Source organism: Sphingobacteriaceae bacterium, assembly GCA_002319075.1.
GTDB lineage: Bacteria > Bacteroidota > Bacteroidia > B-17B0 > Aurantibacillaceae > Aurantibacillus.
Genome location: NVQB01000001.1, coordinates 2,452,416 through 2,477,849 on the forward strand (window position 1 = coordinate 2,452,416; position 25,434 = coordinate 2,477,849).

At 38.1% G+C, this 25,434-nt stretch carries 23 protein-coding genes and 1 pseudogene; 16 read left to right on the forward strand and 8 right to left on the reverse strand.

The features are described 5' to 3' along the window. Positions 1 to 21: 21 nt before the first annotated feature. Positions 22 to 855: a glutamate racemase gene (murI, locus tag CNR22_10680; GenBank protein PBQ32216.1), complete on the reverse strand. Its 834-nt coding sequence runs from the start codon at positions 853 to 855 to the stop codon at positions 22 to 24. Positions 856 to 1,029: 174 nt separating this feature from the next. On the opposite strand from murI, the gene CNR22_10685 reads away from it, so the two are divergent. After that, positions 1,030 to 1,869 carry a hypothetical protein gene (locus tag CNR22_10685; protein PBQ32217.1) on the forward strand — a complete coding sequence of 280 codons (840 nt, stop codon included), beginning with the start codon at positions 1,030 to 1,032 and terminating at the stop codon, positions 1,867 to 1,869. Positions 1,870 to 1,872: 3 nt separating this feature from the next. On the opposite strand, the gene CNR22_10690 is transcribed toward CNR22_10685, so the two are convergent. Further along, positions 1,873 to 3,078: an MFS transporter gene (locus CNR22_10690; GenBank protein ID PBQ32218.1), complete on the reverse strand. Its 1,206-nt coding sequence runs from the start codon at positions 3,076 to 3,078 to the stop codon at positions 1,873 to 1,875. Between the two features lie 24 nt (positions 3,079 to 3,102). Then, on the reverse strand, positions 3,103 to 3,693 hold the full coding sequence (locus CNR22_10695; protein PBQ32219.1) for a thioredoxin family protein: 591 nt from the start codon (positions 3,691 to 3,693) through the stop codon (positions 3,103 to 3,105). A 149-nt stretch (positions 3,694 to 3,842) separates the two neighbouring features. On the opposite strand from CNR22_10695, the gene CNR22_10700 reads away from it, so the two are divergent. The 7 genes from CNR22_10700 to CNR22_10730 all read left to right on the forward strand — a co-directional run bounded on the left by CNR22_10700 (position 3,843) and on the right by CNR22_10730 (position 11,212). After that, positions 3,843 to 4,847 (forward strand): hypothetical protein, encoded by a 1,005-nt coding sequence (locus tag CNR22_10700; protein ID PBQ32220.1) that lies wholly within the window; start codon positions 3,843 to 3,845, stop codon positions 4,845 to 4,847. Positions 4,848 to 4,869: 22 nt separating this feature from the next. Next, entirely contained in the window at positions 4,870 to 5,247 is a 378-nt protein-coding gene (gene mscL, locus CNR22_10705; protein ID PBQ32221.1) for a large conductance mechanosensitive channel protein MscL, read from the forward strand. A gap of 117 nt (positions 5,248 to 5,364) precedes the next feature. Continuing rightward, positions 5,365 to 6,582, forward strand: coding sequence for a porin (locus CNR22_10710; protein ID PBQ32222.1), 1,218 nt, complete (start codon positions 5,365 to 5,367; stop codon positions 6,580 to 6,582). A 62-nt stretch (positions 6,583 to 6,644) separates the two neighbouring features. Continuing rightward, positions 6,645 to 8,048: an anion permease gene (locus CNR22_10715; protein ID PBQ32223.1), complete on the forward strand. Its 1,404-nt coding sequence runs from the start codon at positions 6,645 to 6,647 to the stop codon at positions 8,046 to 8,048. A 163-nt stretch (positions 8,049 to 8,211) separates the two neighbouring features. Continuing rightward, entirely contained in the window at positions 8,212 to 8,664 is a 453-nt protein-coding gene (locus CNR22_10720) for a hypothetical protein (protein ID PBQ32224.1), read from the forward strand. Between the two features lie 232 nt (positions 8,665 to 8,896). After that, the gene (locus tag CNR22_10725) at positions 8,897 to 10,585 is read left to right on the forward strand and encodes an oligoendopeptidase F (GenBank protein PBQ32225.1); all 1,689 of its coding nucleotides are present in this window, start codon (positions 8,897 to 8,899) and stop codon (positions 10,583 to 10,585) included. A gap of 18 nt (positions 10,586 to 10,603) precedes the next feature. After that, positions 10,604 to 11,212, forward strand: coding sequence for a hypothetical protein (locus CNR22_10730; GenBank protein ID PBQ32226.1), 609 nt, complete (start codon positions 10,604 to 10,606; stop codon positions 11,210 to 11,212). On the opposite strand, the gene CNR22_10735 is transcribed toward CNR22_10730, so the two are convergent. Next, positions 11,209 to 11,877 carry a phosphonate ABC transporter ATP-binding protein gene (locus CNR22_10735; protein PBQ32227.1) on the reverse strand — a complete coding sequence of 223 codons (669 nt, stop codon included), beginning with the start codon at positions 11,875 to 11,877 and terminating at the stop codon, positions 11,209 to 11,211. The genes CNR22_10730 and CNR22_10735 overlap by 4 nt on opposite strands. 157 nt (positions 11,878 to 12,034) lie before the next feature. Here CNR22_10735 and CNR22_10740 point away from each other — a divergent pair, with 157 nt between their 5' ends. The 6 genes from CNR22_10740 to CNR22_10765 all read left to right on the forward strand — a co-directional run bounded on the left by CNR22_10740 (position 12,035) and on the right by CNR22_10765 (position 20,472). Next, positions 12,035 to 15,211 (forward strand): hypothetical protein, encoded by a 3,177-nt coding sequence (locus tag CNR22_10740; GenBank protein ID PBQ32228.1) that lies wholly within the window; start codon positions 12,035 to 12,037, stop codon positions 15,209 to 15,211. 90 nt (positions 15,212 to 15,301) lie between these two features. Further along, the gene (locus CNR22_10745) at positions 15,302 to 16,945 is read left to right on the forward strand and encodes a hypothetical protein (GenBank protein ID PBQ32229.1); all 1,644 of its coding nucleotides are present in this window, start codon (positions 15,302 to 15,304) and stop codon (positions 16,943 to 16,945) included. A gap of 39 nt (positions 16,946 to 16,984) precedes the next feature. Next, on the forward strand, positions 16,985 to 17,866 hold the full coding sequence (locus CNR22_10750) for an aldehyde dehydrogenase (GenBank protein PBQ32230.1): 882 nt from the start codon (positions 16,985 to 16,987) through the stop codon (positions 17,864 to 17,866). A gap of 49 nt (positions 17,867 to 17,915) precedes the next feature. Then, the gene (locus CNR22_10755) at positions 17,916 to 18,731 is read left to right on the forward strand and encodes a hypothetical protein (protein ID PBQ32231.1); all 816 of its coding nucleotides are present in this window, start codon (positions 17,916 to 17,918) and stop codon (positions 18,729 to 18,731) included. Positions 18,732 to 19,012: 281 nt separating this feature from the next. Continuing rightward, a complete protein-coding gene (locus tag CNR22_10760) occupies positions 19,013 to 19,723 on the forward strand; it encodes an ABC transporter permease (protein ID PBQ32232.1) in 711 nt (236 codons plus the stop codon). Beyond that, the gene (locus CNR22_10765) at positions 19,720 to 20,472 is read left to right on the forward strand and encodes an ABC transporter ATP-binding protein (GenBank protein PBQ32233.1); all 753 of its coding nucleotides are present in this window, start codon (positions 19,720 to 19,722) and stop codon (positions 20,470 to 20,472) included. The genes CNR22_10760 and CNR22_10765 overlap by 4 nt, the downstream gene beginning before the upstream one ends. Here the strand turns inward: CNR22_10765 and CNR22_10770 are convergent. Then, complete coding sequence (locus tag CNR22_10770) at positions 20,459 to 20,965, reverse strand: MepB family protein (protein ID PBQ32234.1); 507 nt, start codon at positions 20,963 to 20,965, stop codon at positions 20,459 to 20,461. The genes CNR22_10765 and CNR22_10770 overlap by 14 nt on opposite strands. A 2-nt stretch (positions 20,966 to 20,967) precedes the next feature. Beyond that, a complete protein-coding gene (locus CNR22_10775) occupies positions 20,968 to 22,920 on the reverse strand; it encodes an ABC transporter (GenBank protein PBQ34876.1) in 1,953 nt (650 codons plus the stop codon). A gap of 238 nt (positions 22,921 to 23,158) precedes the next feature. Here CNR22_10775 and CNR22_10780 point away from each other — a divergent pair. Further along, positions 23,159 to 23,648: pseudogene (locus tag CNR22_10780) on the forward strand (hypothetical protein). Between the two features lie 19 nt (positions 23,649 to 23,667). On the opposite strand, the gene CNR22_10785 reads toward CNR22_10780, so the two are convergent. After that, positions 23,668 to 24,153, reverse strand: a complete 486-nt coding sequence (locus tag CNR22_10785) for a hypothetical protein (protein PBQ32235.1) — start codon at positions 24,151 to 24,153, stop codon at positions 23,668 to 23,670. A gap of 162 nt (positions 24,154 to 24,315) precedes the next feature. Beyond that, positions 24,316 to 24,636, reverse strand: coding sequence for a hypothetical protein (locus CNR22_10790; protein ID PBQ32236.1), 321 nt, complete (start codon positions 24,634 to 24,636; stop codon positions 24,316 to 24,318). Between the two features lie 94 nt (positions 24,637 to 24,730). On the opposite strand from CNR22_10790, the gene CNR22_10795 reads away from it, so the two are divergent. Then, a complete protein-coding gene (locus tag CNR22_10795) occupies positions 24,731 to 25,405 on the forward strand; it encodes a tRNA (guanosine(37)-N1)-methyltransferase TrmD (GenBank protein PBQ32237.1) in 675 nt (224 codons plus the stop codon). Positions 25,406 to 25,434: the final 29 nt, after the last annotated feature.

Consider the following 25,434-nt stretch of genomic DNA (forward strand, 5'->3'; position numbering starts at 1 on the left):
ATTACGCGGGGCTTTTTATTTTTACAAAGCCAAATGCACAGAAGCCACATCCTTCCCATAAAACAAACTCGCTGCTTTATCAAAGGTTTCCGGGAGGTCGGTGGTAAAAAAATGAAGGGATTTATTTTTACTGCAAACTCTTTCTATTTCGGGGTGACGATTTAAATAGTCTTTTAACCCCTTGGCCACAATGGTTCCCTGAGAGAGTAATTCGACATTTGCAGGAAGGTATTTTTTTATTTTATCCTGGATCAGAGGATAGTGTGTGCAACCCAGAATAATGGCATCAATTTCTTTTTGTTGCTGCATCAAATGTTCCACGTGTCGCTTGATAAAAAAGTCAGCGCCTTCATTATCAAATTCATTGTTCTCAATAAGCGGAACCCACATAGGGCAAGCTTCCTGGTAAACCTTTAAATCCGGAAAAAATCTTTCAATTTCTACAAGGTAGGATCCGGAACTAACGGTTCCCTGGGTGCCGAGAACGCCTACGTGTCCACTTTTACTATGGTGACCAATAATTTCTGTGGTCGGACGAATAACGCCTAGCACGCGATTATCAGGCGCAAGAACAGGAAGATCTTTTTGCTGAATGGTACGCAAAGCTTTAGCCGATGCAGTATTACAAGCTAATACGACGAGATGACAACCTTTATCAAATAAGTGTTTTACGCATTCCAGCGTGTAGTCGTAAACCGTTTCAAAACTTCTCGATCCATAAGGCGCGCGCGCATTGTCGCCAAGGTAGAGGTAATCATATTCAGGCAATTGTGAAACGATTTCTTTTAAAACAGTTAAGCCTCCGAAGCCGCTATCGAAAACGCCTATAGGTTGGTATTTTTTTTCTTCTGGCAATGCGTGTATTTTAGAACCACAAATCTAAGCAAACTATAAATGGATTAATACTTCACGAGTAGTAATTTACCAGGCTTTAGCCTCCTTAAGACCCTTAAATATTTAGAGTTTTTATGACTTATCCTCCCGAAAAAGCACAATAAAAGGGTTAAATTTACGTTTCTAGTATTGATTTTGTTAAAAAGAGTCCTTTTATATTTTTTCTGCCTCCTCACCCTTGCGGGCGCTGCCCAATTCAGGAGGTCGATCGCCAAGATTAAGAAACGTACTTTTTCCCAAAGAGAATTAGGTTTTTTTGGTGGCGCATCTTACTATATTGGTGACATTAATCCTAGGGGCCATTTCAAAGCCTCCAGCCCTGCAGTGGGCATTTTTTACAGGCATGCACTCAGTTATCGTTATGCTCTGCGTTTTGGCTTTAACTATGGACAAATTAGTGGGAGCGATGCTGCGAGTGGAGAACCTGACCAGGTAGAAAGAAATCTCAATTTTAAAAGCCAAATTTTAGAATTAAACGGTACGGGGGAATTTAATTTTGTGGAATACCGCATTGGTAACGACCGTTACAAATTTACCATGTTTGTTTTCGCAGGTTTTGCCTGTTTTTATTTTAATCCAAAAGCCAATGTGGATGGCACTTATATTCCTTTAAGAGATTTACATACAGAGGATCAAACCAAATCCTACCGTAAAATTCAAGTGAGTATTCCGTTTGGTGTTGGACTCAAATGGAATATGGGCGAGAAGGTTGGTTTGGGCATAGAGTGGGGCCCCAGAAGAACATTTACAGATTACCTGGATGATATTAAGGGGGCATATCCCAATTCAGTGGGTACCGACAATGCGGGAAGTTTAACCGATCGTACACTTGATGGCTCTGCTAGTCCGGGAAGTATGCGCGGAAACCCGAGCACCAGGGATTGGTATTTTTACTACGGAGTTACTTTAAACATCAAATTACGCGATCGCAGAAAAGATTGTCATGGCATTGGTCGCCGTGCGCGCTCTAATTAAATTCTACAGCTTTTTCATTGTTAGGCGGGTGAAACCAAAAGCTGCAATGAGCAAAGCAACTCCTAAAACAATAAACAGTGTTTCAAAATTTGTTGCCTCTACAAGATTAGAGCACAGAAAAGGGCCAAAGGTTTGTCCCAAACCCCAGGCAATAGTATACAATGCAGCATACTGACCACGGTTGGTTTCGTTTGAGCGCGAGATCCAGAAAGAATTCATGAAGGGCATGCTGATAATTTCTCCTACAGTAATGAGGAGAATCATAAAGAGTGTAACATATTTAGCATTTCCGGGAAGCAATAAACTAAAAAACGATACTGCACACACGAATGTGCCCAGGCTTATAAAAAAAACTGTTCTCTTTTTTTGTTCCAGAATATAAACCAATACCATTTCTACACCAACTATTATAAGACCATTAACGGCCATTATAAAACCAATATAGTTCTCGCTCAGAAACAAGTTATCTCGCCAATACTTTGGAATAGTAGTGAACATTTGGAAAAAACACAATCCGAAAATGGTCACTAAAAAAATAAACCATAAATAAGTTTTATCCCGGTAAGCAGACTGTGCAGGTGGAACTTCGGCATGATTCACTTCCACCTTCTTTTCTATTTTTGCAGGTCTCAAAAAAATGAAGAGTAAAATCGCCGCGAAAATATTTGTGAATCCATCTACCCAAAACAATAACTCATAGTTGTAGGACGCAATGAAGCCTCCCAAAGACGCGCCCACTGCCCAACCCAGATTTATCGCAAGACGGTTTAACGAATAAGAACGTGTTCTGTTTTCGGGCTTGCTGTAAAAAGCAATGGCAGAAGAGTTGGCCGGACGAAAAGCCTCGTTTACTGCACTCAATAAAAAAGTAAACAAACAAATAAGCGGGTAAGATTTTATCTGACCTAGAATAATAAATAACAGTCCCCCAAAAATTAAAGTGAAAAGTTGAATTTTAAAGAAGCCGATCTTGTCAGAAAATTTTCCCCCAAAATAGGCGCCAACTATTGATCCTAAGCCGAACAAACCCATTACGGTGCCGGCCTCCGCCAGCGTGCGATTCATGGTCTTGCCGGTTAAATAAAGCGTCATAAAGGGAACAACCATGGTGCCACTCCGGTTAATGAGCATAATAAACGAAAGCAACCAGGTTTGTGAAGACAATCCGGTGAATGAGGTTTTATAAAGGGAAACCGTTCGGGTAATCATTTGATTTTTAATGGAGGATTGCTTTTACAAATTCCGTACCAATTTTAGAATTTCATTTTGCAGGCTTTTTGTTTTATCGGCATTATACCAATTTTGCGTTATCAAACCTTTTTCGGTGTGTGATTTATTTTCTTTTTTTAATTGCACCACTATCTCTTGTAACGCGGAAGGCCGGGGTCCCCAAACAAATTTTTCTTCCAGGGTTATTTTATCAAGAAAAATAACTTTCGGAATAGAACGCGCCCCGTTAGTAAGATAGCGATCCATAATTTCTAAATGCTCGTCGCGAAGAATGAGTTTTAGTTCAATAGCTTCACATGTTTTTTCAATAAGGTGAAAAATAGGAAGATTTTGCGCCGCATCGCCACACCAGCCTTCTGTAATAATTAAAAGAAGATACTTGCCCGAAACATTTAAAAGGGCTTTTTTTAAATCTTCCTCCAGGTTTATCGTCTTTTCGAGACGCTGCATACGTTGTAAATTTATTTTGGCGTAGGCAATGTATTCTTCACTCTGATTTGGTCCGGTTGTTTTTCCATGAGCAAGTAAATCTTCTAATAAGCTTCTGTATTGAGCGTAGCTCATGGCTTTGTCAAGTAGTTCTTTCGTTATCATAAATTTTGGAGAAGTAAATAAACTCTAAAATTACTTATTAGTTCCCATCTTTTTATCGGGCTTTTCGCTATCTGAATAAGTTAATTTCCTTGTTAATAAACATTTTCCGCCGTTAAAGCAGAAGGGACCCAATTCCCTAATTTTAAAGCATGATGCATAAAAAAATAATAGCTTGTCTTCTTGGACTCACTCTATTGAGTGCCTGCGTTCCACAAAGAAAAATGGAAGAAACAACTACCAAGTTAACAGCTTGTGAAACCAGTCTGGCAGAGCTTAAAAAAGCAACCATGGAAAACGACGCTAAACTGGCAGAGTTAAAAGAGAAAGCAGTAAACGATGAAAAAACCATGGTCTCCCTTCGCAGAGACACCCTCCTGAATGGGAATAACTTAAGAAATCTGGTTTCCAAATACGACAAGCTAAATATTTTGAACGAACAACTTATCGATCGCTTAAATAAGTTAATGAGTGGTGCTGAGAAAGATAACGCCAAGCTTAGTGGCGATCTTCAAATGACCACGGAACAACTTCTTAGAAAACAAGATGAGTTAAAAGCTTTGGAAACTGTTTTAAATAAACAAAAACTTGATCTGGATAACTTAAGTACCGAACTTAAAAAACGTGAAGCCCGCGTAAATGAACTGGAAGATATTCTCAAGAAAAAGGATCAGGCGGCTGCAGACTTAAGAAAAAAACTAAGCGATGCCCTTGTAGGGTTTGAAAATAAAGGACTGACCATTACGCAAAAAAACGGTAAAGTGTATGTGAGTCTGGATGAAAGTTTATTGTTCGCGAGTGGAAAAACAAATGTAGAAGCTAAAGGGATTGAAGCTTTAAAAAATGTAGCGAAAGTACTCGAGCAAAACACCGATATTAATGTGATGGTGGAAGGTCACACCGATGATGTAGCTATGAAAGGAGCAGGAGAAATAAAAGACAATTGGGATTTAAGTGTGATGCGGGCCACATCTGTAACTAAAATTTTATTGGGAAGTGCCAAGATAGATGCCCAGCGTATTACAGCAGCCGGACGCGGAGAGTTTTTTCCATTAGACAAAGGCAAAACACCAGAGGCCAGAAAGAAAAACCGCCGTACTGAAATTATTCTGACCCCAAAATTAGACGAGTTATTAAAAGTATTGGAAAGCAATTAGTACATTTCGAAAAATTTAAGCTATGGGAGTCATAAAAGAATTTAAAGAATTTGTATTGCGGGGTAATGTAGTTGACCTTGCAATTGGGGTAATTATTGGCGGTGCCTTTAATAAGATTGTGTCATCACTTATCGAAGACGTCATCACCCCGCTTATGCTAAAACCGGTTTTAGAGGCGGCGCACGTAGCCACTCTGCAGGAGTATGCATGGCATGGAGCCAAAATAGGCTTGTTTATAAGCTCGGTAATTACTTTTATACTAACGGCTTTTGTATTATTCCTTATTATTAAAGCCATGAATGCAGCTAAGAAAAAAGAAGAAGCCATGCCTGCAGCTGTAGCAGAGATTCCAAACCAGGAAAAACTCCTTATGGAAATAAGAGATGCTTTGAAGAAGTAGCCGCGGAAAACAAGAAAGTAAAGTTTTTTGTTGCTTTTGTTAACCATTCCTTAACATTAAGTTTAGTTTAAATAAACTTTGTAATATTTATTTTGCATTCAAATAACATTAAGTTATATGAACAGAGCAATTTATTTATTTTCAACAGTTTTTACTTTACTGTCAGGCCTTCTATTTGCACAGGATCCGCAGACAAAGGCCCCCTATTTTAGTTATAAAAACGGCCTTGGTTTCGCCACTCCCGATAGCTCCTATTCTTTAAACATTAGGTTCAGGATTCAAAACAGGGCTTTGATGAATACCCAAAGCGATAACGATTTCGCGCCTGGTTCTTTTGAAGCAAGGGTGAGAAGGTGTCGCTTAGTTCTTACGGGACACGTGTTAAATCCAAAGTTAAGTTATTACATGCAGCTTTCCTTTGCCAGAGGTGATATGGATTGGAGCGTTGCCGATGTAACCTCGCAAAACGTAAGTCCTAATGTGCTTCGTGACGCCATGATTTTTTACAGACCGTCAAAACACCTTTTGTTTGGTTTTGGACAGGGAAAACTCCCTGGTAATCGCCAACGTATAAATTCTTCGGGGGCTTTACAGTTCTATGACAGATCTTTAGTTAATGTAAACTTTACAACCGACAGGGACTTCGGTTTTTTTACTACCTACACTATAAAAACAAAAAGTCCCTTCACTACCTTATTAAAAGGCGCCATTACCTCGGGGGAAGGACGAAACTCGAATATTAGTAATTATGGCCTGGCTTATACCGGACGCGTTGAGGTTTTACCTTTTGGCGCCTTCACGGATGGTGGCGATTTTTTTGAGGGAGACCTTGCACGGGAGCCCAAACCTAAATTAAGTATAGCCGCTGGTTACATGTTTAACGATATGGCAGTGAGAACAGGTGGTCAATTGGGTAAGGACCTTTATGGACAAAAGTCCTTTAATCTTTATTTTGCGGATCTGATTTTTAAATACCGCGGCTTTTCTTTCTTAAGTGAATATATGAGAAGGGATGCGAATAGCCCCTACCTTTTAGGAACGGACAATAAAATGCACCTGATAACCACGGGCGATGGACTAAATAACCAGGTAAGTTATTGCTTTAAAAGTATGTGGGAACTTGCCCTGAGGCAAACACTCGTTAGTCCACACCACGACGTAATTAAAGGATTTAACCAGGCAGAGCAATATGCAGTGGGAGTGAGTAAATACCTTAACAAACACAAGGTAAAAGTGCAGTTTAACCTCCTGTATAATAAAGAACGAAATCTTGCCACCCAAAAGGATATAAGCGGTTATTACACAGCAGTTTTTCAGCTGGAATTGGGAATTTAACATTAACTTAACATTCTAAAGGCAATTTACCGATAGTTTTGCCGCAGATTAAATGGATTAATATGTTTGGATTAGACACTACCTTAACAGCACTCTTAATAATTTGTATTGTACTCGCCTGCTTTTTTGAGTTCATAAACGGATTTCACGACACAGCAAATGCAGTAGCAACTGTAATTTACACCAACTCTTTAAAACCCACTGTAGCAGTAGTCTATAGCGGTTTGCTTAACTTCTCAGGCGTTATGCTCGGAGGAATAGCAGTAGCCATGGGCATTGTAAACTTGTTACCGATGGACGTGCTTGTGGATGCAAATCCCTACCACGGTATTGCTATGATTCTTGCGCTTTTATTAAGCTCTATTATCTGGAATTTCGGCACCTGGTATTTTGGAATTCCCTCGTCGAGTTCTCACACTTTAATTGGGTCTATTTTAGGAATTGGTATAGCTTTTAATTTTTTGCCGGGCGATTTAGGCATGAGCGCCGTTAACTGGGATAAAGCGAAAGATACAGGCGCCGCTTTATTACTTTCTCCACTTTTAGGTTTCTCAGCAGCTATCATTATAATGTTTGTTTTTAAACGTTTAATTAAAAACGACATCATTTATAAAGAACCAATTCCTGGAAAAAAACCTCCTATTTGGATCCGTGTACTGTTATGGGTTACTTGCGGAATGGTGAGCTTTTTTCATGGACAAAATGATGGTCAAAAAGGCGTGGGTTTAATTATGATGATTTTAATTGCGGTATTACCTGCGCAATTCTCAGTGGATTCAAGTATTAAATTAAATGAGATAAGCAGCAATGTTCAAAGAATTGAAACCCTCATGCTTAAAGCCGATACTACAGTGTTGGCTGCAAAAGAAAAGAAATTATATTCACAGCTATTAATTCACGCCAAACATTTTGAAAAAGAAACGGAAGGTAAAATTAATTCTGACGCCGTTGCTCTTGCTACCCGTTTTACTTTGAGGCAAGATGTAATCAAAATCACAAAAGGCGCCGATAAAATTATTACTGGAGGCAATTTAACTTTAAGTCTGAACGAAATAAAAGAATTAGGAAAGGAAATTAAAGCCACCAAAAAACTAATTGAATTTGCCCCTTCATGGGTAATCATTTTAATCTCGGTGTGTTTAGGTATGGGAACCATGGTAGGTTGGAAACGTATTGTAAAAACAGTTGGGGAAAAAATCGGTAAACAACACATGAGTTACGCACAAGGGGCCAGCGCTGAGATCGTAGCCTCAATCGGTATTGGTCTTGCCAGCTGGAAAGGTCTTCCTGTAAGTACAACACACATGCTTTCTTCAGGTATTGCCGGATCTATGGTGGCCAAAAAAGGATTAAAAAATCTTCAGAAAGGAACTATTAAAACAATTGTTTTAACCTGGGTGCTTACTCTTCCTGTTACAATTATTTTATCGGGTTCATTGTTCTTACTGTTCAGAGCAATCCTTTAATTTATATACTACTATTAAAAATGGAGCGCGGAGAGATCCGCGCTTTTTTTATACTAATAATTTCTTGGAATCTTAAGTAGAATAATTACTTTAGATCATCAGATCTTCCTACAAAATAATTTTCCTATCCATAGCTCTTCTTGGGCTTACGGTTCATTTTGTATTGATCGCTATCTTTGCAAGTCCTTATACTAAATCAAAAACCAAACTCAACTATTATGCTGAATGGTACGTTTACCCGTACTTCTCACAAAACTGGAATTTATTTGCCCCTACTCCAGACACAAACTATAAATTATTTGTAGAATACGAAGACAAGGGAAAACAAAAGACAGATCTTTTCCAGGAAATTTTAGTAAAGCACCAAACCAACCGTTTGAAAGGCTACGGACCCTTGGTGCTGGCCTTTTCAAACACCATTCATTATTTCGAAAAAAGCACAGAGCTCCAAAACAAATTAAACGGTCCGATAAAAGAAGACAAGTATTTTTCTATCCTTGAAAAAAGTGTCTTGAATTATTTACGAGCTACAAGAAAGACTGACCTCAAAAAAGTGAAAATTCAACTGCTTGTACAGGCTTTGGATTCAAAGGAGATGAAGGTTTATTATAACTGATTCCACAGGCCAGCTTAGCCACGATGGCGCGGATTCAACAAATTTTTTACCGAGAAAATTTTAGAAAACAAAAAGTCTGCACAAATAAATTCTAACCTAAGTCCTGCGCAAATCGGCGTCAAACCTAAGCGCAAAGATCTGTGCAATCAGCGCCATCTGTGGCGACATCTTTTAAATCCAGGTTTGTAATCTTCTAATCTATTGTTTAATTTTAAAGACTAACCTATACACTATGCGCAACTACGTAAAACCAGATTTCAGCGTTACCAGCTGGGATTTATTAAAACCATATTTTACCGAATTACAACAACGCCCATTAAATTCAGCCGCAGACCTTGAAAAATGGTTAAAAGACTATAGCGAGCTAAGTGCTGTTGTGAGTGAGAACATGGCATGGCGTTATATTAAAATGACTTGCGATACAGCCAATACCGAACTTCGGGACAGCTTTAACGACTTTGTTCAGAACATAGAGCCACACATGGCTCCGATCGCCAATGATCTGAATAAAAAATTAATGGAGACACCTTTTAAAGATGGTCTTACAAAAACGGGCTATGATATTTATTTACGAGGAATAAAAAACAGCATTGATCTTTTCAGAGAAGAAAACATTCCTCTCAATACACAATTACAGGAATTGGAGCAGCAGTTCGGTGAAATTAATGGAGCTCAAAGCATTGAGTACAACGGAGAAACAATAACACTTCAAAGAGCTTCAGTTCATTTAAAAGATCTTGATCGTGGTATTCGCGAAATTGTTTATCACAAAGTACAAAAGCGCAGATCAGAAGATGAAACGGCATTGAATGATTTATTCACCAAACTTGTTAAGCTGCGCCACCAGATTGCCGTAAACGCAGGATTTAGAAATTACCGTGATTACAAGCATCAATCCCTTGCACGTTTCGATTACACGGTTCAGGATTGTTTGAATTTTCACGAAGCTGTAAAATTGCACGCGGTTCCTTTAATTAACGAGCACGACAAAAAACGGAAAGAAAAATTACAACTCGCCGACTACCGTCCCTGGGATACCGCAGTAGATGAAGAAAGTCTGCCTCCTCTAAAGCCCTTTGCAAACGCTCAAGAGTTAATTGATCGCACCATAGAGTGTTTTAATAAACTCGATCCTTTTTTTGGAGAAAGCATCTCTACTATGCAGAAAATGAAACGGCTCGACCTGGACAGCCGCTTAGGAAAGGCTCCCGGAGGTTACCAATATCCTTTGTATGAAACAGATGTTCCTTTTATTTTTATGAATTCCGTGGGGTTACACCGCGATCTTGTGACGATGGTGCACGAAGGGGGCCACGCTATTCATTCTTTTCTTGATTTTGGATTAGAATTGGTAGATTTTAAATCGCCGCCCAGTGAAGTTGCAGAGCTCGCCAGTATGAGCATGGAACTAATGAGCATGGAACATTGGGATGTGTTTTTTAAGACCGAGGAAGAGTTAAAGCGCGCCAAACGCCAGCAGCTAGAAAGTGTAATGGACACTTTACCCTGGATCGCCGCTATAGATAGATTTCAACATTGGATTTATCTTAATCCGGAACATACCGTAGAGGAACGTTACGAGGAATGGGAAAGAATTATTAGCGACTTTGGCAGTAAAGAAATTAATTACAAAGGTCTTGAAGATAATTTACGTCGCCGCTGGCAAGTGCAGCTGCATTTGTTCGAAGTTCCTTTTTATTATATAGAATATGGATTCGCGCAGTTGGGAGCAATCGCTGTATGGCGCAATTACAAACGTAATCCAAAGAAAGCGGTGGAAGATTATAAGAAAGCTCTGGCCCTCGGCTACACAAAATCTATTCCTCAAATTTATGAAACAGCAGGAGTAAAATTTGATTTTAGTCCTGATTACATTAAAGAATTAATGGATTTCGTGAAAGAAGAATACGATAAGATCTAAGAATGCGTTATTGTAGGTATGAAAAACTGTCTTGTCTTAATTGCCCTTTCTCTTCTTTTATCTGGCTGTGTTAAGCTCATCTATGGTTTGCACGATACAAAAGCACTTGATAAAAAAGAGATCGTTGAACTATCGCTGAAAAGAAAAATTCCGGCTGCAGATAATTTTGAGCTGGACACGATGTATTTAATGTTTTTGAACAAAGTAGATACATTTAAATACAAAAGTTCAGAGCGTAAAAATCATTATCAACCCTTGCAGGCGCTTTATTACAATAAAGCCGGGGGCTTGGACGCATTTATTATCAATTGTTACAGCCGCGGCTTTCCAAATTTAAAATGGAATCGCCGCGGCATACTGGATACTTTTGTTCCAAAAAAACAGGCGCCACCAGACAGCATTCTTCCCATGTTTGAACATTTAAAATACCTGAAAGCCTTGCCCGGCGCGCAACGCTTTACCTTTGGCCAGGATGATTATACGGTAATTGTTTACTGGAGTTATTTTATGGGACGCCAGAGTAAGCGACTTAATAAAGCTATAGAAAAAAATGTAAAATTGGCAAAAGGTAAAAAGGTTCGAATTCTGTATGTAAATACCGATAACTTTTTTAAGAAAACACTTTAAGAATTTTCAGCAACCCTTCCATTATCAAAAGTAAGAGTACGCGACCTGAATTTATTGTAAACCAGCATATCGTGTGTAGCAAATAAAATGGCGCGACCACTATCGCTGAGATTTTTAAGTAATACTAGAATTTCTTCAGAAGTAGTTGGATCTAAATTTCCTGTAGGCTCATCAGCGAGAATGAGTTCCGGATCATTCACTAAAGCGCGGCCAATACTAACCCTTTGTTGCTCTCCACCGGAAAGCTCGTGTGGCATTTTATTTTCTTTTCCTTCGAGATTTACCTTTTTTAAAATTTCCTGGATGCGTTCTTTTATTTTTTTCTCATCGCTCCAACCTGTGGCTTTCATTACAAACTTTAAATTGTTGTATATACTTCTGTCGCCCAACAATTGAAAATCCTGGAAAACAATTCCCAGCTTTCTTCGCAGAAAAGGAATTTCCCTTTGTTTTAAGTGGGTGAGGTCAAAACCACAACATGCCGCAGTACCTGTGGTTACCGGTAAGTCACCATACAATGTTTTAAGAAAGCTACTTTTACCGCTTCCCGTTTTTCCGAGTAAATACACAAACTCGCCCTTGTTCACTTCTAAACTCAGATCATTGATCACAGGACGTTCGTCCTGGAAAATAGTAACATTTTTGTAGTTGATCAATTCACTCATAGAGACGTCTAAGTTAAAATGATTGTAACTTTTGTGGCAATCATAGTTATACCAATATCAACACCAGCGGGTTAATAACTGTAGGTCAACACGACGAAAGGGCTCCTGTAAGAAAACTAAATTTATTGAGATAAAAATTTACTTGGATTTTATTTTAATGAGGTATCTTATAAAGACGAGCTTACTATTGCTTTTTGTGTTCAGTGGATTAGTGTTTAAGGCACAAAGAACCGCTATTTACGCGGATGCGGATGCGCTCTACAAACAAGGATTAGATCTCTTCGATAAAAAACTTTACACTTCGGCGCAGGAAAGTTTCACCGAATTTGCGGCAAAAACAAAATCAACTCTTTTAAAAGCGGATGCTACCTACTATGCAGCGGCTTGCGGCATAGAACTTTTCAATAAAGACAGCGAATGGTTAATGCGGGAGTTCATCGCAAAATATCCTTCCAGCACAAAAATTAATAACGCCTGGTATTATTTGGGTAAGTCAAATTTCCGGAAAAAAAAGTACGAAGAAACTATAGAGTATTTAGAAAAAGTAGATCTCTATAAATTGGATAAGGATCAACTGGCAGAATTATATTTTAAACGGGGCTACAGTTATCTGCAGGAAAAAAATGAGGCTAAAGCAAAAACAGATTTTTACGAGATCAAAGACGTAGAAAATAAGTATGCGGCTCCGGCAGCTTACTATTACTCGCACTTGGCTTACAAGGAAAAAAATTATGAGATCGCTTTGCAGGGCTTTAATAAATTGGTGGGGAATGAAACCTTTGGTAGTGTGGTTCCTTATTACATCACGCAAATTTATTTTATCCAGGGTAAATTTGATAAAGTAGTTAAAGAAGCGCCGAAATTATTAAATGATACGGCTTACATTCAAAAGGCAGGCGACATCAACCGCATGATTGGGGAAAGTTACTTCAACATGAAAGACTATGCAAACGCGCTAACCTATTTGAAAAAAACAGAATTAGGATTCGGAATGAATGCTCAGGGAAGTTATGTGCTGGGTTACTGCTATTATAAAATGAAAGACTACAGCAACGCTGAGAAAAACTTTCAAAAAGCCACCGAAACGAAAGACTCTCTGGCTCAAAGTGCCTGGTATCACATGGCAGATTGCGATATAAAGATAGGCGAGAAGGTAAAGGCTAAAAATGCATTTTACAGCGCTTATCAAGTAAACTTTGATAAAAAAATTGCTGAAGATGCTCTGTTTAGTTTTGCAAAGCTGAGTTATGAACTAGACTTCAATCCGTATAACGAAGCAGTAAAAGGATTTACCAAATATTTAAAAGAATATCCTCAATCCTCCCGAAAAGATGAGGTCTATAATTTTTTAATTGTGGTTTATTCTACTACAAAAAATTATGAGGAGGCAATTAAAAGCATTGAAAGTCTGGAAGGAGGAATTAACGCGATCTTAAAAGTCACTTATCAAAAATTAATCTACTTCCGGGGTGTTGAATATTTTAACAACAATGATTTGATAAATGCACGAAAGCAGTTTGACAAATCGCTGAAACAAAATGCCGATTTGAAATTGAATTCTTTGAATCAATATTGGCTGGGAGAAATCTCCTATTTAAACAAAGATTACACTACCGCTATCGATGCATGGAAACGCTTTCAGGTAACACAAGGTGCAACCAGTTTATCAGAATACGATTTAAGTAACTATGCTTTAGGTTACGCCTATTTTCAGCGTAGAGAAAAAGACGACTATACGAATGCGAATATTTCGTTCCGTAAATTTTTGCTCACCAGGAATACCTACGACGAAAATAAAATTGCCGACGCAAATATTCGTACGGCAGATTGTTATTTTATGAATCGTGACTTTCAGCAGGCTTCCGATTATTACAAGCGAGCAATTGCTTTAAATAAAATTGACGTAGATTATTCCTTATATCAAAAAGCACTTTGTGACGGTTTAAATAAAAACTACACAGAGAAAATTGCAGAGCTTAAAAAAATAGAAACCAAGTATCCGCAGTCAAATTACATTGTTTCGGCTTTAAACGAAATTGCCGAGACTTATTATAACAATCTGAAAGAAGAGTCGAATGCAATTCTTTATTACGAAAGGATCCTTAAAAATTACCCGAATTCGTCTTTCGTAAACAATTCTTATGCACAGCTGGGTAATATTTATTTTGCCAGAAAAGAAGACGAAAAAGCTTTTTCTTACTTCGATAAATTTGTAAAGACAGATTCAAAAAGTGAAGCAGCTAAAGACGTTCTGGAACAAATTAAGAAGATCTTTGAAGCCAAGGGCGATGTGGAAGGAATGGAAGCCTATTTCAAAAATATAGGAAATCCTCTGTCTGAAGGCCAAATAGAAAAGGACACGTACCTTGCAGCTTATAACGCCTATTATACGGATAAAAATTGCGACTTGGCTATCCAGAAGTGGGAGGCATACATAACAAGATTTCCTAATGGCAAACATGTTGCCGAAGCACAATTCAATGCAGCAGAGTGTTATTACAGTAAAAGTGTATTTGATAAGGCAATTAATGGGTACCAGTACATTATTACCAAACCTCGAAGTATTTACAGTGAGGTGTCTCTTGCTAAAACATCGTATTTATTTTACAAGGATAAAAAATATACCGAAGCTCTGCCATTATTCCAGCAGCTGCAGGAAATTGCGGAAACACCTTCCAACAAAAGCGCCGGTAAATTCGGAGCTATGCGCTGCGCCTACTATCTTAAACAATACGAGACGGCTCTAACGGAATGCACTAAAGTACTGAGTACTGAGAAACTCACACCACAGGAAACAACAGAGGCAAAATATATCAAAGCAAAATCACTTTACGAAACCAATCGTCTGGATGATGCGATGATTGAGTTTAAGGCCATGACTAAAGCCTCTAAAAATTTAACGGGTGCCGAAGCATATTACTACATCGGTAAAGTTCAATACGCGAAACAAGATTATAAAGAAGTAGAGAAAACAGTAAATAAACTTGTCAGCTACGAATACAGCAACGACGACTGGAACAATAAAGGAATGCTATTACTGGCAGATGCTTATATAGCTCTTAATGATGACGCCAATGCGCAAGTTATTTTAGAAACCGTTATTGGTGGAAAAGTAAAACAAGAATATGTGGATGAAGCCAACAAACGCTTAAGCGCCTTGAAAGAAAAACAAGCCAAGGCAAACGCCGGGCCAACAGATGTTAATGGCGTTCCTGTAAATAAGGATTTAAAAATTCAGTATAACCAAAGTAAAAGAGACAGTGCTTTGTTTGCTGAGCCAGAGGTTAAACCCGCTCCGGCATCAACACCAACTATAAGCGAACAACCAAAATAGGAAACGATGAATTCAGGTAACGTGTATAGCGAAAAAAATCTTGATACAGCACCTTTGTTGAGCAAGAGACAGAAAAAGCAGATAGAGTGGATGCTGATTCTTTTCCTGGTAATTTTTTATGCCCTTGCTGCGGTGGCACAAACTTCGCCAGTGGAAGATATCGTAAAAATGAAAAGCGTGTTCGAGCCAACAATTAAAGATGTCAAGAAATTCTCAGACATTCCTGAAATTAAAGATAGCGTAAAGCCGATTCAGAATATTAAATATGGAATTACCAGTTCTCCTATTTTTCCGAAATACCAAACCCAGCCAATAGAAGCAGCAAAACTTCAAAATGAGCCGCTTACTAAATTATACCATTCTTTATTAAAGTTAGGATACAGTCCTTTTTACAATATGCCCTACGGTGAGTTTTGGGTGGGTAATACAAGAGCGAAGGAAAGTAGCTATGGCGCGCATTTAAAACATTTTTCAAGCACTACAACGCTGAAAGATGCTGGTTATGGCGGCTTTAGCGACAATGAAATAAATGTGTTCGGAAAGCGTTTTTATAAAAAACATACTTTAAGCGGAGATCTAAATTACGAAAGGAACGTTGTGCACTACTATGGCTATGATCCGGATAAAAATACCTTAGACAAAGATTATACCCGCCAGCGTTATCAGTTGTTTGAACCCAAACTTCAATTACAGAGTCATTATACCGACAGTACCCACATCAATCACAACATTCGACTGACTTACTACAATCTGCAAAATCTTTACAGGGAAGCGGAAAATAATGTGAAGTTAAATGCTCTGGGAACCATGTACATTAATAAAGAAAAATTTAATTTGGGATTTCTAACCGACTTCTACAATCACAAACAGGCAAACGACAGTTTGAATGATCTTATTATGAGCATTAATCCCTCTTTTGAAGCTCATGGAAAAAAATGGCATGCCGATATCGGTCTTACCGGCACACTGGATAATTTTAATAAGTCGACACGGTTCTATTTTTATCCGCAACTGAACTTACACTACGATATTTACGAGAACATGGTTATTCCATACGCTGGCGTGAGCGGAGGTTTGGTAAAAAACAGCATGAGAAGTTTAACCCGCGAAAACGCTTTTGTAGATACCACTATTAATTATAAAAACACGAATAACAAATATAATCTCTACGGAGGTTTGCGCGGTAATTTAAGTAGCAGTACTTCTTACGATGCTAAAATAAGTTATGGTCAATACGATAACCTGCACTTCTTTGTAATTAATTATGGCGGTCCTAATTTATTGTACAACCAATTTGATGTGCTTTATGGCAATACCAGTGTTTTAAATTTAAGCGGACAATTAAAATACGAGTTCAAAGAAAAACTGAATATTATTGGGAAAGGAAATTATTACATCTACAAAACAAAAACCCTAACACGCGCCTATCACAAGCCTGACTTTGATTTAACGGGATCAGTGATCTATAATCTGAAAAGTAAGATTATTTTACGAGCCGATCTTTTTTTTATGGGCAAACAATGGGCATTAACGCAATTGGATGACGGAGCGTTAGCTAATAAACAATTGAAAGGCTGGGCAGATATAAATCTTGAGGCCGAATACCGTTACAGTAAAATGCTTAGTTTTTTTGCACGCGTTAATAATCTTGCTGGCCAGCGGTATTACCGTTGGGAACGTTATCCAAGTCAGCGCTTTAATTTTATGCTGGGCTTAACTTTCGTGCCTTTTTAATTTCAAAATAGCTGTTATCTTAAGCTTTCAAAAAATAACATGCCTCGCCTCAACGTTTTAAAAACATACAAGATTTTTATTGGCGGACAATTTCCCCGAACAGAAAGTGGGCGGTATTATGAATTAAAAAATTTGAAAAAACAGACGATAGCGAACATCTGTTTGTCGTCGCGAAAAGATGTGAAGAATGCCGTTGTGGCAGCGCGTGGAGCCTTTGCAGGATGGAGTGGTAAAACTGCATTTAACCGTTCGCAAATCTTATACCGCATTGCAGAAATGCTGGAGGGGAGAAAATCTCAATTTGTGGAAGAGTTAGTTGTGCAGGGAGTTACCACAAAATCTGCTGAAAAGGAAGTGTTGTTGAGCATCGACCGCCTGGTTCATTACGCCGGTTGGTGCGATAAGTATCAACAGATTTTTAGTTCTGTAAATCCGGTTGTTTCGTCACATTTTAACTTTTCAGTTCCTGAACCAACAGGGGTGGTATCTCTTATTGCGCCGTCAGATTTACCTTTATTAGGCCTGGTAAGTGTTATTGCTCCCATTATTGCCGGTGGCAATACTTGTGTGGTTCTGGCTTCCGAAAAGTTCCCTTTGTCTTCTATTACCTTCAGTGAAGTGCTTTCAACGTCAGACCTTCCAGCAGGTGTGGTAAATATTCTCACGGGTTCTCACGGGGAATTGCATTCGCATTTTTCTTCTCACATGGATGTTAACGCAGTCGTTTATTGCGGGTCTAAAAAAGAGGCAATAAAAAGTATTCAGCAAAATTGTTCTTTAAACGTAAAACGTTTTTTTCACTGGAACAAAGATTGGTTAAAGGAGGAGAATCAAAATCCTTACCTGATTCTTGATCTACAGGAAGTAAAAACAACCTGGCATCCTATCGAAAACATCGGAATTGGCGGCGCCAAATATTGAAATGTAACTTTTTCATACAACATTTCGTCTTAGTACAAAACCTAAAGCGATGCGATTGATTTTTATTTTAGCCTTCTGTATGATTTGTCATGTAGTTTTTAGCCAGACCTTGTGCAAAGGCCGTTTAATAGATGTTACCACAAACCAACCCATAGAATTTGCGAACATTGGCGTTGTTGGAAAAGCACTTGGAACCGTTAGCAACGAAAGGGGGGAATACAGTTTTACAGTTCCCGATAGCCTTTTATACGAGACGCTTAAGATTTCAATGATCGGTTATAAAAGCGAATCTTTTTCTGTAAAAGAATTTCAAAAACACACTGAAATTAAATTAACACAAAGTGCAACTGTTTTAAATGAAGTAGCGGTTTCTGTAAAAAAAACTAAGATCAAAATTCTCGGCAATGACACAAAAACAAAATCTGTTTCAGCAGGGTTTAAAAATAACAGTCTTGGCGCTGAATTAGGAATTAAACTCAGTGTGAAGCATCCGCAAACGCATATCCGAAAGGTGATGTTCAATATCAATACAAACACTTTAGATAAGCTTCCTATTTTTCGGTTGAACATCTATAAAGTAGATAAACAAGGAAATCCAGCGGAAAATATTCTCACTCAGAACATTATAATCAGCCCCGCTGAGAAAACCGGTTATATAGCATATGATTTAAATCCTTACGGTATTTTTGTAGATGACGATGTTATTATTTCTATTGAGTGGATTAAAGATCTGGGCGATGCAAAAGGCCTTTATTTTTCTACCAAGATGTTGGGGAGCGGAACCTACTACAGACAAACCAGCCAGGCCAAATGGGAAAAAATCGCTTCCATAGGCATTGGTTTACATGCGGAAATAGCTTATTAAGCGAAAGATGCTTTACCGTTTAGGCGTTTGTGGGAACTAAAAAGAACCCTTATTGTGATGCCTTACTTTTTTGTGTTTGGAAACACCAGGGCAAGAATCACATTTATTCTTCTGTAAGAAACAGCTTTCCATACCGCAAATCAGAATCGCAAAAACAGAAAGCAGAAGTAAATATCTTTTGAGCATAATTATAGCTACAAATATAAGCGATTATTTTACTACTTTTAGGCTTTGTCAATTAGAACGTTTTGAAGCTATTTACGCATATAGGACAGTACAGTATGTTGATGTACAAGGTTTTTAAAAAGCCTCAAAAATTCAGTGTTTATGTGCGTCAGATTATTGTTGAAATCGATACCATTGGTATTTCTTCCTTATCTATAGTTGCTATCATTTCAGTCTTTATGGGTGGTATTATAGCCCTGCAAACTGCCAACAGCATTTCAAGCCCGTTAATCCCTCTTTACGCAGTTGGATTTACAACCCGTGAAAGTATTATGCTGGAGTTTAGCCCAACTGTTGTGTGTTTAATTTTAGCGGGAAAAGTAGGATCTAACATCGCCTCTGAAATTGGTGCCATGCGCATCACAGAACAAATAGACGCTCTGGAAATTATGGGAATAAATTCTGCCGGATATTTAATTTTTCCAAAAATTGCGGCAGCGGTTATTATTTTTCCAGTTTTAATTGCGTTGAGTATGTTTTTGGGAATTGCCGGAGGTTATGTCATGGGAGTTTCTTCAGGAGATTTTACAGCGTACGAATATGTGTATGGTATACAGGCGTTTTTTGAACCCAGAAAATTATATTACTCTTTCACAAAAGTTTTACTTTTTGCTTTCATTATTACATCGGTTTCTTCTTACTACGGATACCGAACTTCGGGTGGCGCTCTCGAAGTAGGAAAGAGCAGTACCAATGCAGTTGTTTACGCTAGTATTTTAATTTTGTTGTTCGATCTTATCCTAACTAACATATTTCCGAAATATTGATCGAAATAAAAAATATCAATAAAAGTTTTGGGGAGAGGCATGTGGTTAAGGATGTTTCTTTTCAATTTCATCCCGGCAAAACGAATCTGATCATAGGCGAGAGTGGAAGTGGCAAAACCACTATTCTCAAATTAATGGTGGGATTGCATCAAATCGACTCCGGAGAAATTATTTACGATGGACAAAATTTTCCGGAATTAAATTCAGACGAACAGCAGGAGATAAGAACCCGCATTGGCATGTTATTCCAGGGCGGCGCTTTATTTGACTCTCAGACTCTTGAAGAAAATGTTCGTTTTCCACTGGACATGTTTACCAGTTTAAGTAAAGAGGAAAAACAGGAGCGCGTAAATTTTTGTCTGCAACGTGTAAAACTGGAAGGTAAAAATGCTTTGTATCCTGGCGAATTGAGTGGTGGTATGAAAAAACGGGCGGCCTTAGCCAGGGCGATCGCAAATAATCCCAAATATTTATTTTGTGATGAACCTAACTCTGGTTTAGATCCAAAGACCTCTATCGTAATTGACAATTTAATTAAAGACGTTACCGAGGAATACAACATCACTACGATTATCGTAACCCATGATATGAATTCGGTGATAGAGATAGGCGATAATATAATGTTTGTTTACAAAGGCGAGAACTGGTGGACCGGCGATAAAAGCCAGGTTTTAAACAGTAAAAATCAGGAGTTGACAGACTTTGTTTTCGCAAGCTCTTTTATGAAAACAGTTTTTAAAGCGCAATAGTTTTTAGAATAGATTTGGCTTTCTCCAGATTTAAATTTTTCCCATCATTTATTTCAAGAAAAAATTCGGATTGCCACTTTTGGGTTTTCTCCGCTTGTTTATTTTCAACACGCTCCCAGTCGGGATATACCCGAAAGCCACGTTTACCTTCTTTCCCGTGCCTTGATAAGACTCCCTGCTTGATTAAGGCAGATTTTGGAAATACAAATTGTCCGAAAAAATCTTCTTTCCGAACGCTGATCACATAAAAATTAAAAGGGTCTGTGTCGTTGTGGGGGCAAGTGATTCCGGTTGCATTTCTTTTCCATAAAGTCACAAAAGCCCCTGTTTTTGTGGGCGTTATTTTTGCCGTTCTAAATTTTACTGGAATTCCGTTCAACACAAAAGTGCTGGCTGAATACTCTTTGCTTTCAGATTCTTCTATAAAGTCTGAAAGAGTAAAATCTAAAGGATCGTAAAGTAGCTGTTTCGTTAAAATTAAATCAGGAGACATAATTACATTTCATCCTGGATTTCTAACCAGCGCATCGATTTTTGATCCAGCTCTTCCGTTACAGTTTTTAATTCGTCGGTACGTTGCTGAACCTCATTATAATCCGTTAAACCACTCGCCAGTTCATCGTTGAGACGCATTTTTCTTTCTTCTAAAACAGGAATATCAATTTCCAGTTCTTCGAGTTCACGTTGCATTTTAAAAGATAATTTCTTCGCAGGCGTTTTAACTTCCTGTTTTGCTGCAGCGGCTTCCTGTTTCTTCTCGACTACGCTCGAAGTGACTTCTGCCGGCTGCTTACTGCCCACTGCTGACTGCTTACCGCCCAATGCCTCCTGCTTACTGGCTTCTTTCTGTTCGCTGATCCAGTTTCTGTATTCGGTATAGTTACCCGGGTAATCTTTAATAGCGCCATTGCCTTCTAACACGAAAGTATGATCTACCAAACGGTCAATAAAATAACGGTCATGGGAAACAATCAAAACACAGCCTTTGAATTCTTCCAAGAAATCTTCAAGTGTTTGTAAAGTCACAATGTCTAAATCATTGGTTGGCTCATCAAGAATCAAAAAGTTGGGATTCTTCATCAACACCGTTAAAAGAAACAATCTTCTTTTTTCACCACCGCTTAATGTATGGGCATAGCTGTATTGCACATTCGGCGGGAAATTAAAGCGTGTCAACAATTGCGAAGCAGATAAGCTCGCCCCATTTGCCAAAGGAATGTGTTCTGCGATATCCTGGATAATTTCAATAATACGTTTGTCCGTATTAATGATCATTCCTGCCTGAGAATAGTATCCAAACACAATAGTATCTCCCAGGGCTACTCTTCCTGCATCTACTTCTTCTTTGCCTTGAATAATGTTTAATAAAGTTGTTTTCCCGACACCGTTTTTCCCTACAACACCAATTTTCTCTCCCGGAATAAAAGTATAAGTAAAGGGTTCAGATAAAATAACTTTGTTGGGATAATTTTTTGTGATGCCATGAAGCTCCACAATCTTAGAACCCATACGTTCCATCTTCACCGTTAATTCAATTTTTTTCTCAACGCGTTTTTGTTTTGCCTTCTTTTCAATTTCATAAAAAGCATCTACGCGCGATTTTGATTTGGTTCCGCGGGCCTTTGGCATCTTACGCACCCAAACCACTTCTTTGCGGTATAGGTTTCTGGCTTTATCAATTTCAGCATCGCTGATCTGTTCGCGTTCAGCTTTTTTCTCTAAATAATAATCAAAGTTTCCTTTGTATTCATAAAGCATGTGGTTATCTATCTCAATGATTTTATCACACACTTCATCTAAAAAATAACGGTCGTGGGTTACTAATAAAATACTAATTGATCCATCCTGTAAATAATTTTCCAACCATTCAATCATCTCAATATCGAGGTGATTGGTAGGCTCATCCATAATAATAAGGTTAGGCTTATTAATTAATGTGAGAGCAAGAGCCACACGTTTTTTTTGTCCACCCGAAAGAGTACTTATGATGCGGCTTGTATCTTTGATCTCTAATTTTGTCAGAATCTCCAGGATATTTTTTTCATAATCCCAGGCATCGATCAAATTCATTTCGTTCAAAGCAATTTCCATTCTGTCGGCAACAGAGTCGCTCGAATCGGTCTCGCTTAGTTTAATAACAGCATCGTAATTACGAATGCAGCGTACAAACTGATTGTCGGCGGTATCAATGAGTTGTTGAATAGTAAGTGTTTCATCAAATGCAAAGTTCTGTTCTAAAAATCCAACCGTAATGTCTTTTCTAAAAACAACCTCTCCTTCATCAGCTATTTCGATCCCTTTTAAAATTTTAAATAAAGTTGTTTTCCCGGAACCATTTTTGGCAACCAGAGCTACTTTTTCGCCGTAATTAATACCGAAACTTATTTTATTAAACAGCACTTTTGCACCGTATGCCTTAGAAATATTATTAATAGAGAGTAAATTCATGGCCGCAAAGGTAGTCATTCGTTGTGAATCGCTTATAAATATCCAATCCAGGCTTTTCGTTTTTTTTAATTAACTTTATTGAACCAATGTCTCCTGAAAAAAAGATATTTATAACTGAAGAGGAAAAACTTCAGATTCGCCTGAATCGTACGCATACGGAGCGTTTCCGGATGTTGATGAAGCTTATTAAAATCAGTCAGAAACTTAAGAACGCTAAAATTGTTGATGCAAAATCTTAATGGACCTTCTTGATGATGAAATATTGCACCTATGGAAAACTCTAAACAAGCACAATACCTTATACATAATAGTGGGAGGCTTTGCTACAACATTTCATGGGTTTAACAGATCAACAGCAGATCTCGATGTGTGGATTAAAGACACTTTAGAAAATAGAAAAGGCTTGCGGGCTGCTCTGAAAGAGCTCGAAATTGGTGATTTCGAAAGCATTGAAACAACACAATTTATTCCTGGATTTACATCTTGCTTTAAATTCAGGCTTTGAACTAGACATTATGACTTCCATAAAAGGATTTGATCAGGTACGTTTTGACGAGTGCTATGATCTTGCACCAACAGCTGTGGTGGAAAATATTCCTGTAAAATTCATGCATTTAAACCAATTGATCGAAGCAAAAAAAGCATCCGGAAGAGCTAAAGACTTAATGGATATTGAAGAGCTAGAAAAGATAAGAAAAGCAAAAACCCCACCAGAGGCAGGGTTTTAAGTTTTTAAGAATTTTATTTTTAATTAGCGTGGCTGTAATCTTTGGTTCCTGCAACTGCACCATTTTCATCCCAGTTTGTCCAAACACCGGTTTTTTCACCATCAGCATAATTCATTTCAAAACGTTTTTTTCCGTTTTCATCATACACTAACCAGGTACCGGTTTTTTTACCAAGGTTATAGAATGCAACTGCAGAAGTAGTTCCATTAGCATTAAAACGCACCCATTTTTGATCTTTCTGACCTTTTGTAAAAGTTCCCTTTTCTAATAAATTTCCAGATGCTGAATAATATGTAGCTTCTCCTTCTACAACGCCTTCTTTAACGGTGAGTTCAGATTTAATCCCATTTTTTGTTTCAGAAAGAACACCAGTAAACAATTCTCCGCTAAACTGAGTTGCTGCGTTTTCGCTTTCATTTACGTATAAGCCTTTATCGTTTAATTTTTGTGCGTTTAAAAAGCTGAAACTCACAACAGATAAAACTAAAACTACTAACTTTTTCATAACCTTGATTTTTTAAATTGTAAAACAATCAATTTGTTGAATCAAAGATATTAAGTTAATGGTTTAGAAACAATGAGGTAATAAAAAGATAACTTTAACTTTACCTAAAATACCACAAAAATGGCTGAAAGGGCTGTTTTTAGCGGTTAAAGTTAGAAAATCTTAAAGTGATTTTAAAGAAAGGTCAGAAAAAGCTGTTAAACGTGAAGCTTTTAACTCTAAGGGAGCGTATCCTATTGTATTAATGGTAACAGAATAATCTTTATCCATCTTTACTATAAGTTTAAAATTACCATCCATGTCAGCGAAAAAAGTCTCACCCGTTTCCGGAACTAAAATCTTTGCACCGGGTATTGCCTCGCCATTCGCATCAGTTATTCGGCCAGCTACAGTTTTATGAGATACTTTTTCTTTATCAGCATTTCCTGCAAAAGAAGTTGTAGTTAAAGTTATAAAGAGAAGAATGTAAAGAATGTTTTTCATTGATATAAAGGTAAAAGCACAGTCTTCGTTTATGGTTATCTCAATATTACCAAATCGTTAAGCTGTATTTCCCGGGAAAAAGTACCTTTGCACCATGCGTATTGATATAATTAGCGCCGTTCCCGACCTTATGACCAGCGCGTTCGGGCATTCCATTCTAAAAAGGGCCATTGCCAACAAATTGGTGGAAGTAAACCTTATTAATTTAAGAGACTATTCCACCAACAAGCAAAAACAACTCGATGACTATGCCTTTGGCGGCGGTGCTGGTATGGTAATGATGATAGAACCCATTGACAACTGTATTAAGGATTTAAAATCTAAAAATAGCTACGACGAAATTATCTACATGTCGCCGGATGGTGAATTGTTAAATCAAGGTATTTGTAACCAGCTTTCGTTGGTTAAAAACATCATTATTTTGTGCGGACATTACAAAGGCGTCGATCACAGGGTTAGAGAACACCTGATAACCCGGGAAATTAGTGTGGGAGACTATGTTTTAAGCGGTGGAGAGCTCGCCGCGGCTATTTTAAGTGACTCTATCATCCGCTTATTGCCAGGTGTGTTAAACGACGAAACTTCTGCCCTAAGCGACTCTTTTCAGGACAATTTACTGGCACCTCCGGTTTATACCCGTCCATCTAACTACAATGGCTGGGAAATTCCACCCGTTTTATTGAGCGGACACACTGCCAACATTGATAAATGGCGTCACGAACAAAGTGTTGAACGTACTAAAATACGGCGTCCTGACTTATTGAAATAGCAAAATTATTAACCTGAGGAGGTTTTATT

Coding starts and splice junctions, on each gene's coding strand:
- CNR22_10690 (PBQ32218.1), bottom strand. CDS start 3,078: ATGATTACCCGAACGGTTTCCCTTTATAAAACCTCATTCACCGGATTG.
- CNR22_10695 (PBQ32219.1), bottom strand. CDS start 3,693: ATGATAACGAAAGAACTACTTGACAAAGCCATGAGCTACGCTCAATAC.
- CNR22_10700 (PBQ32220.1), top strand. CDS start 3,843: ATGATGCATAAAAAAATAATAGCTTGTCTTCTTGGACTCACTCTATTG.
- mscL (PBQ32221.1), top strand. CDS start 4,870: ATGGGAGTCATAAAAGAATTTAAAGAATTTGTATTGCGGGGTAATGTA.
- CNR22_10710 (PBQ32222.1), top strand. CDS start 5,365: ATGAACAGAGCAATTTATTTATTTTCAACAGTTTTTACTTTACTGTCA.
- CNR22_10715 (PBQ32223.1), top strand. CDS start 6,645: ATGTTTGGATTAGACACTACCTTAACAGCACTCTTAATAATTTGTATT.
- CNR22_10725 (PBQ32225.1), top strand. CDS start 8,897: ATGCGCAACTACGTAAAACCAGATTTCAGCGTTACCAGCTGGGATTTA.
- CNR22_10730 (PBQ32226.1), top strand. CDS start 10,604: ATGAAAAACTGTCTTGTCTTAATTGCCCTTTCTCTTCTTTTATCTGGC.
- CNR22_10735 (PBQ32227.1), bottom strand. CDS start 11,877: ATGAGTGAATTGATCAACTACAAAAATGTTACTATTTTCCAGGACGAA.
- CNR22_10740 (PBQ32228.1), top strand. CDS start 12,035: ATGAGGTATCTTATAAAGACGAGCTTACTATTGCTTTTTGTGTTCAGT.
- CNR22_10745 (PBQ32229.1), top strand. CDS start 15,302: ATGCTGATTCTTTTCCTGGTAATTTTTTATGCCCTTGCTGCGGTGGCA.
- CNR22_10750 (PBQ32230.1), top strand. CDS start 16,985: ATGCCTCGCCTCAACGTTTTAAAAACATACAAGATTTTTATTGGCGGA.
- CNR22_10755 (PBQ32231.1), top strand. CDS start 17,916: ATGCGATTGATTTTTATTTTAGCCTTCTGTATGATTTGTCATGTAGTT.
- CNR22_10760 (PBQ32232.1), top strand. CDS start 19,013: ATGTTGATGTACAAGGTTTTTAAAAAGCCTCAAAAATTCAGTGTTTAT.
- CNR22_10770 (PBQ32234.1), bottom strand. CDS start 20,965: ATGTCTCCTGATTTAATTTTAACGAAACAGCTACTTTACGATCCTTTA.
- CNR22_10775 (PBQ34876.1), bottom strand. CDS start 22,920: ATGAATTTACTCTCTATTAATAATATTTCTAAGGCATACGGTGCAAAA.
- CNR22_10785 (PBQ32235.1), bottom strand. CDS start 24,153: ATGAAAAAGTTAGTAGTTTTAGTTTTATCTGTTGTGAGTTTCAGCTTT.
- CNR22_10790 (PBQ32236.1), bottom strand. CDS start 24,636: ATGAAAAACATTCTTTACATTCTTCTCTTTATAACTTTAACTACAACT.
- CNR22_10795 (PBQ32237.1), top strand. CDS start 24,731: ATGCGTATTGATATAATTAGCGCCGTTCCCGACCTTATGACCAGCGCG.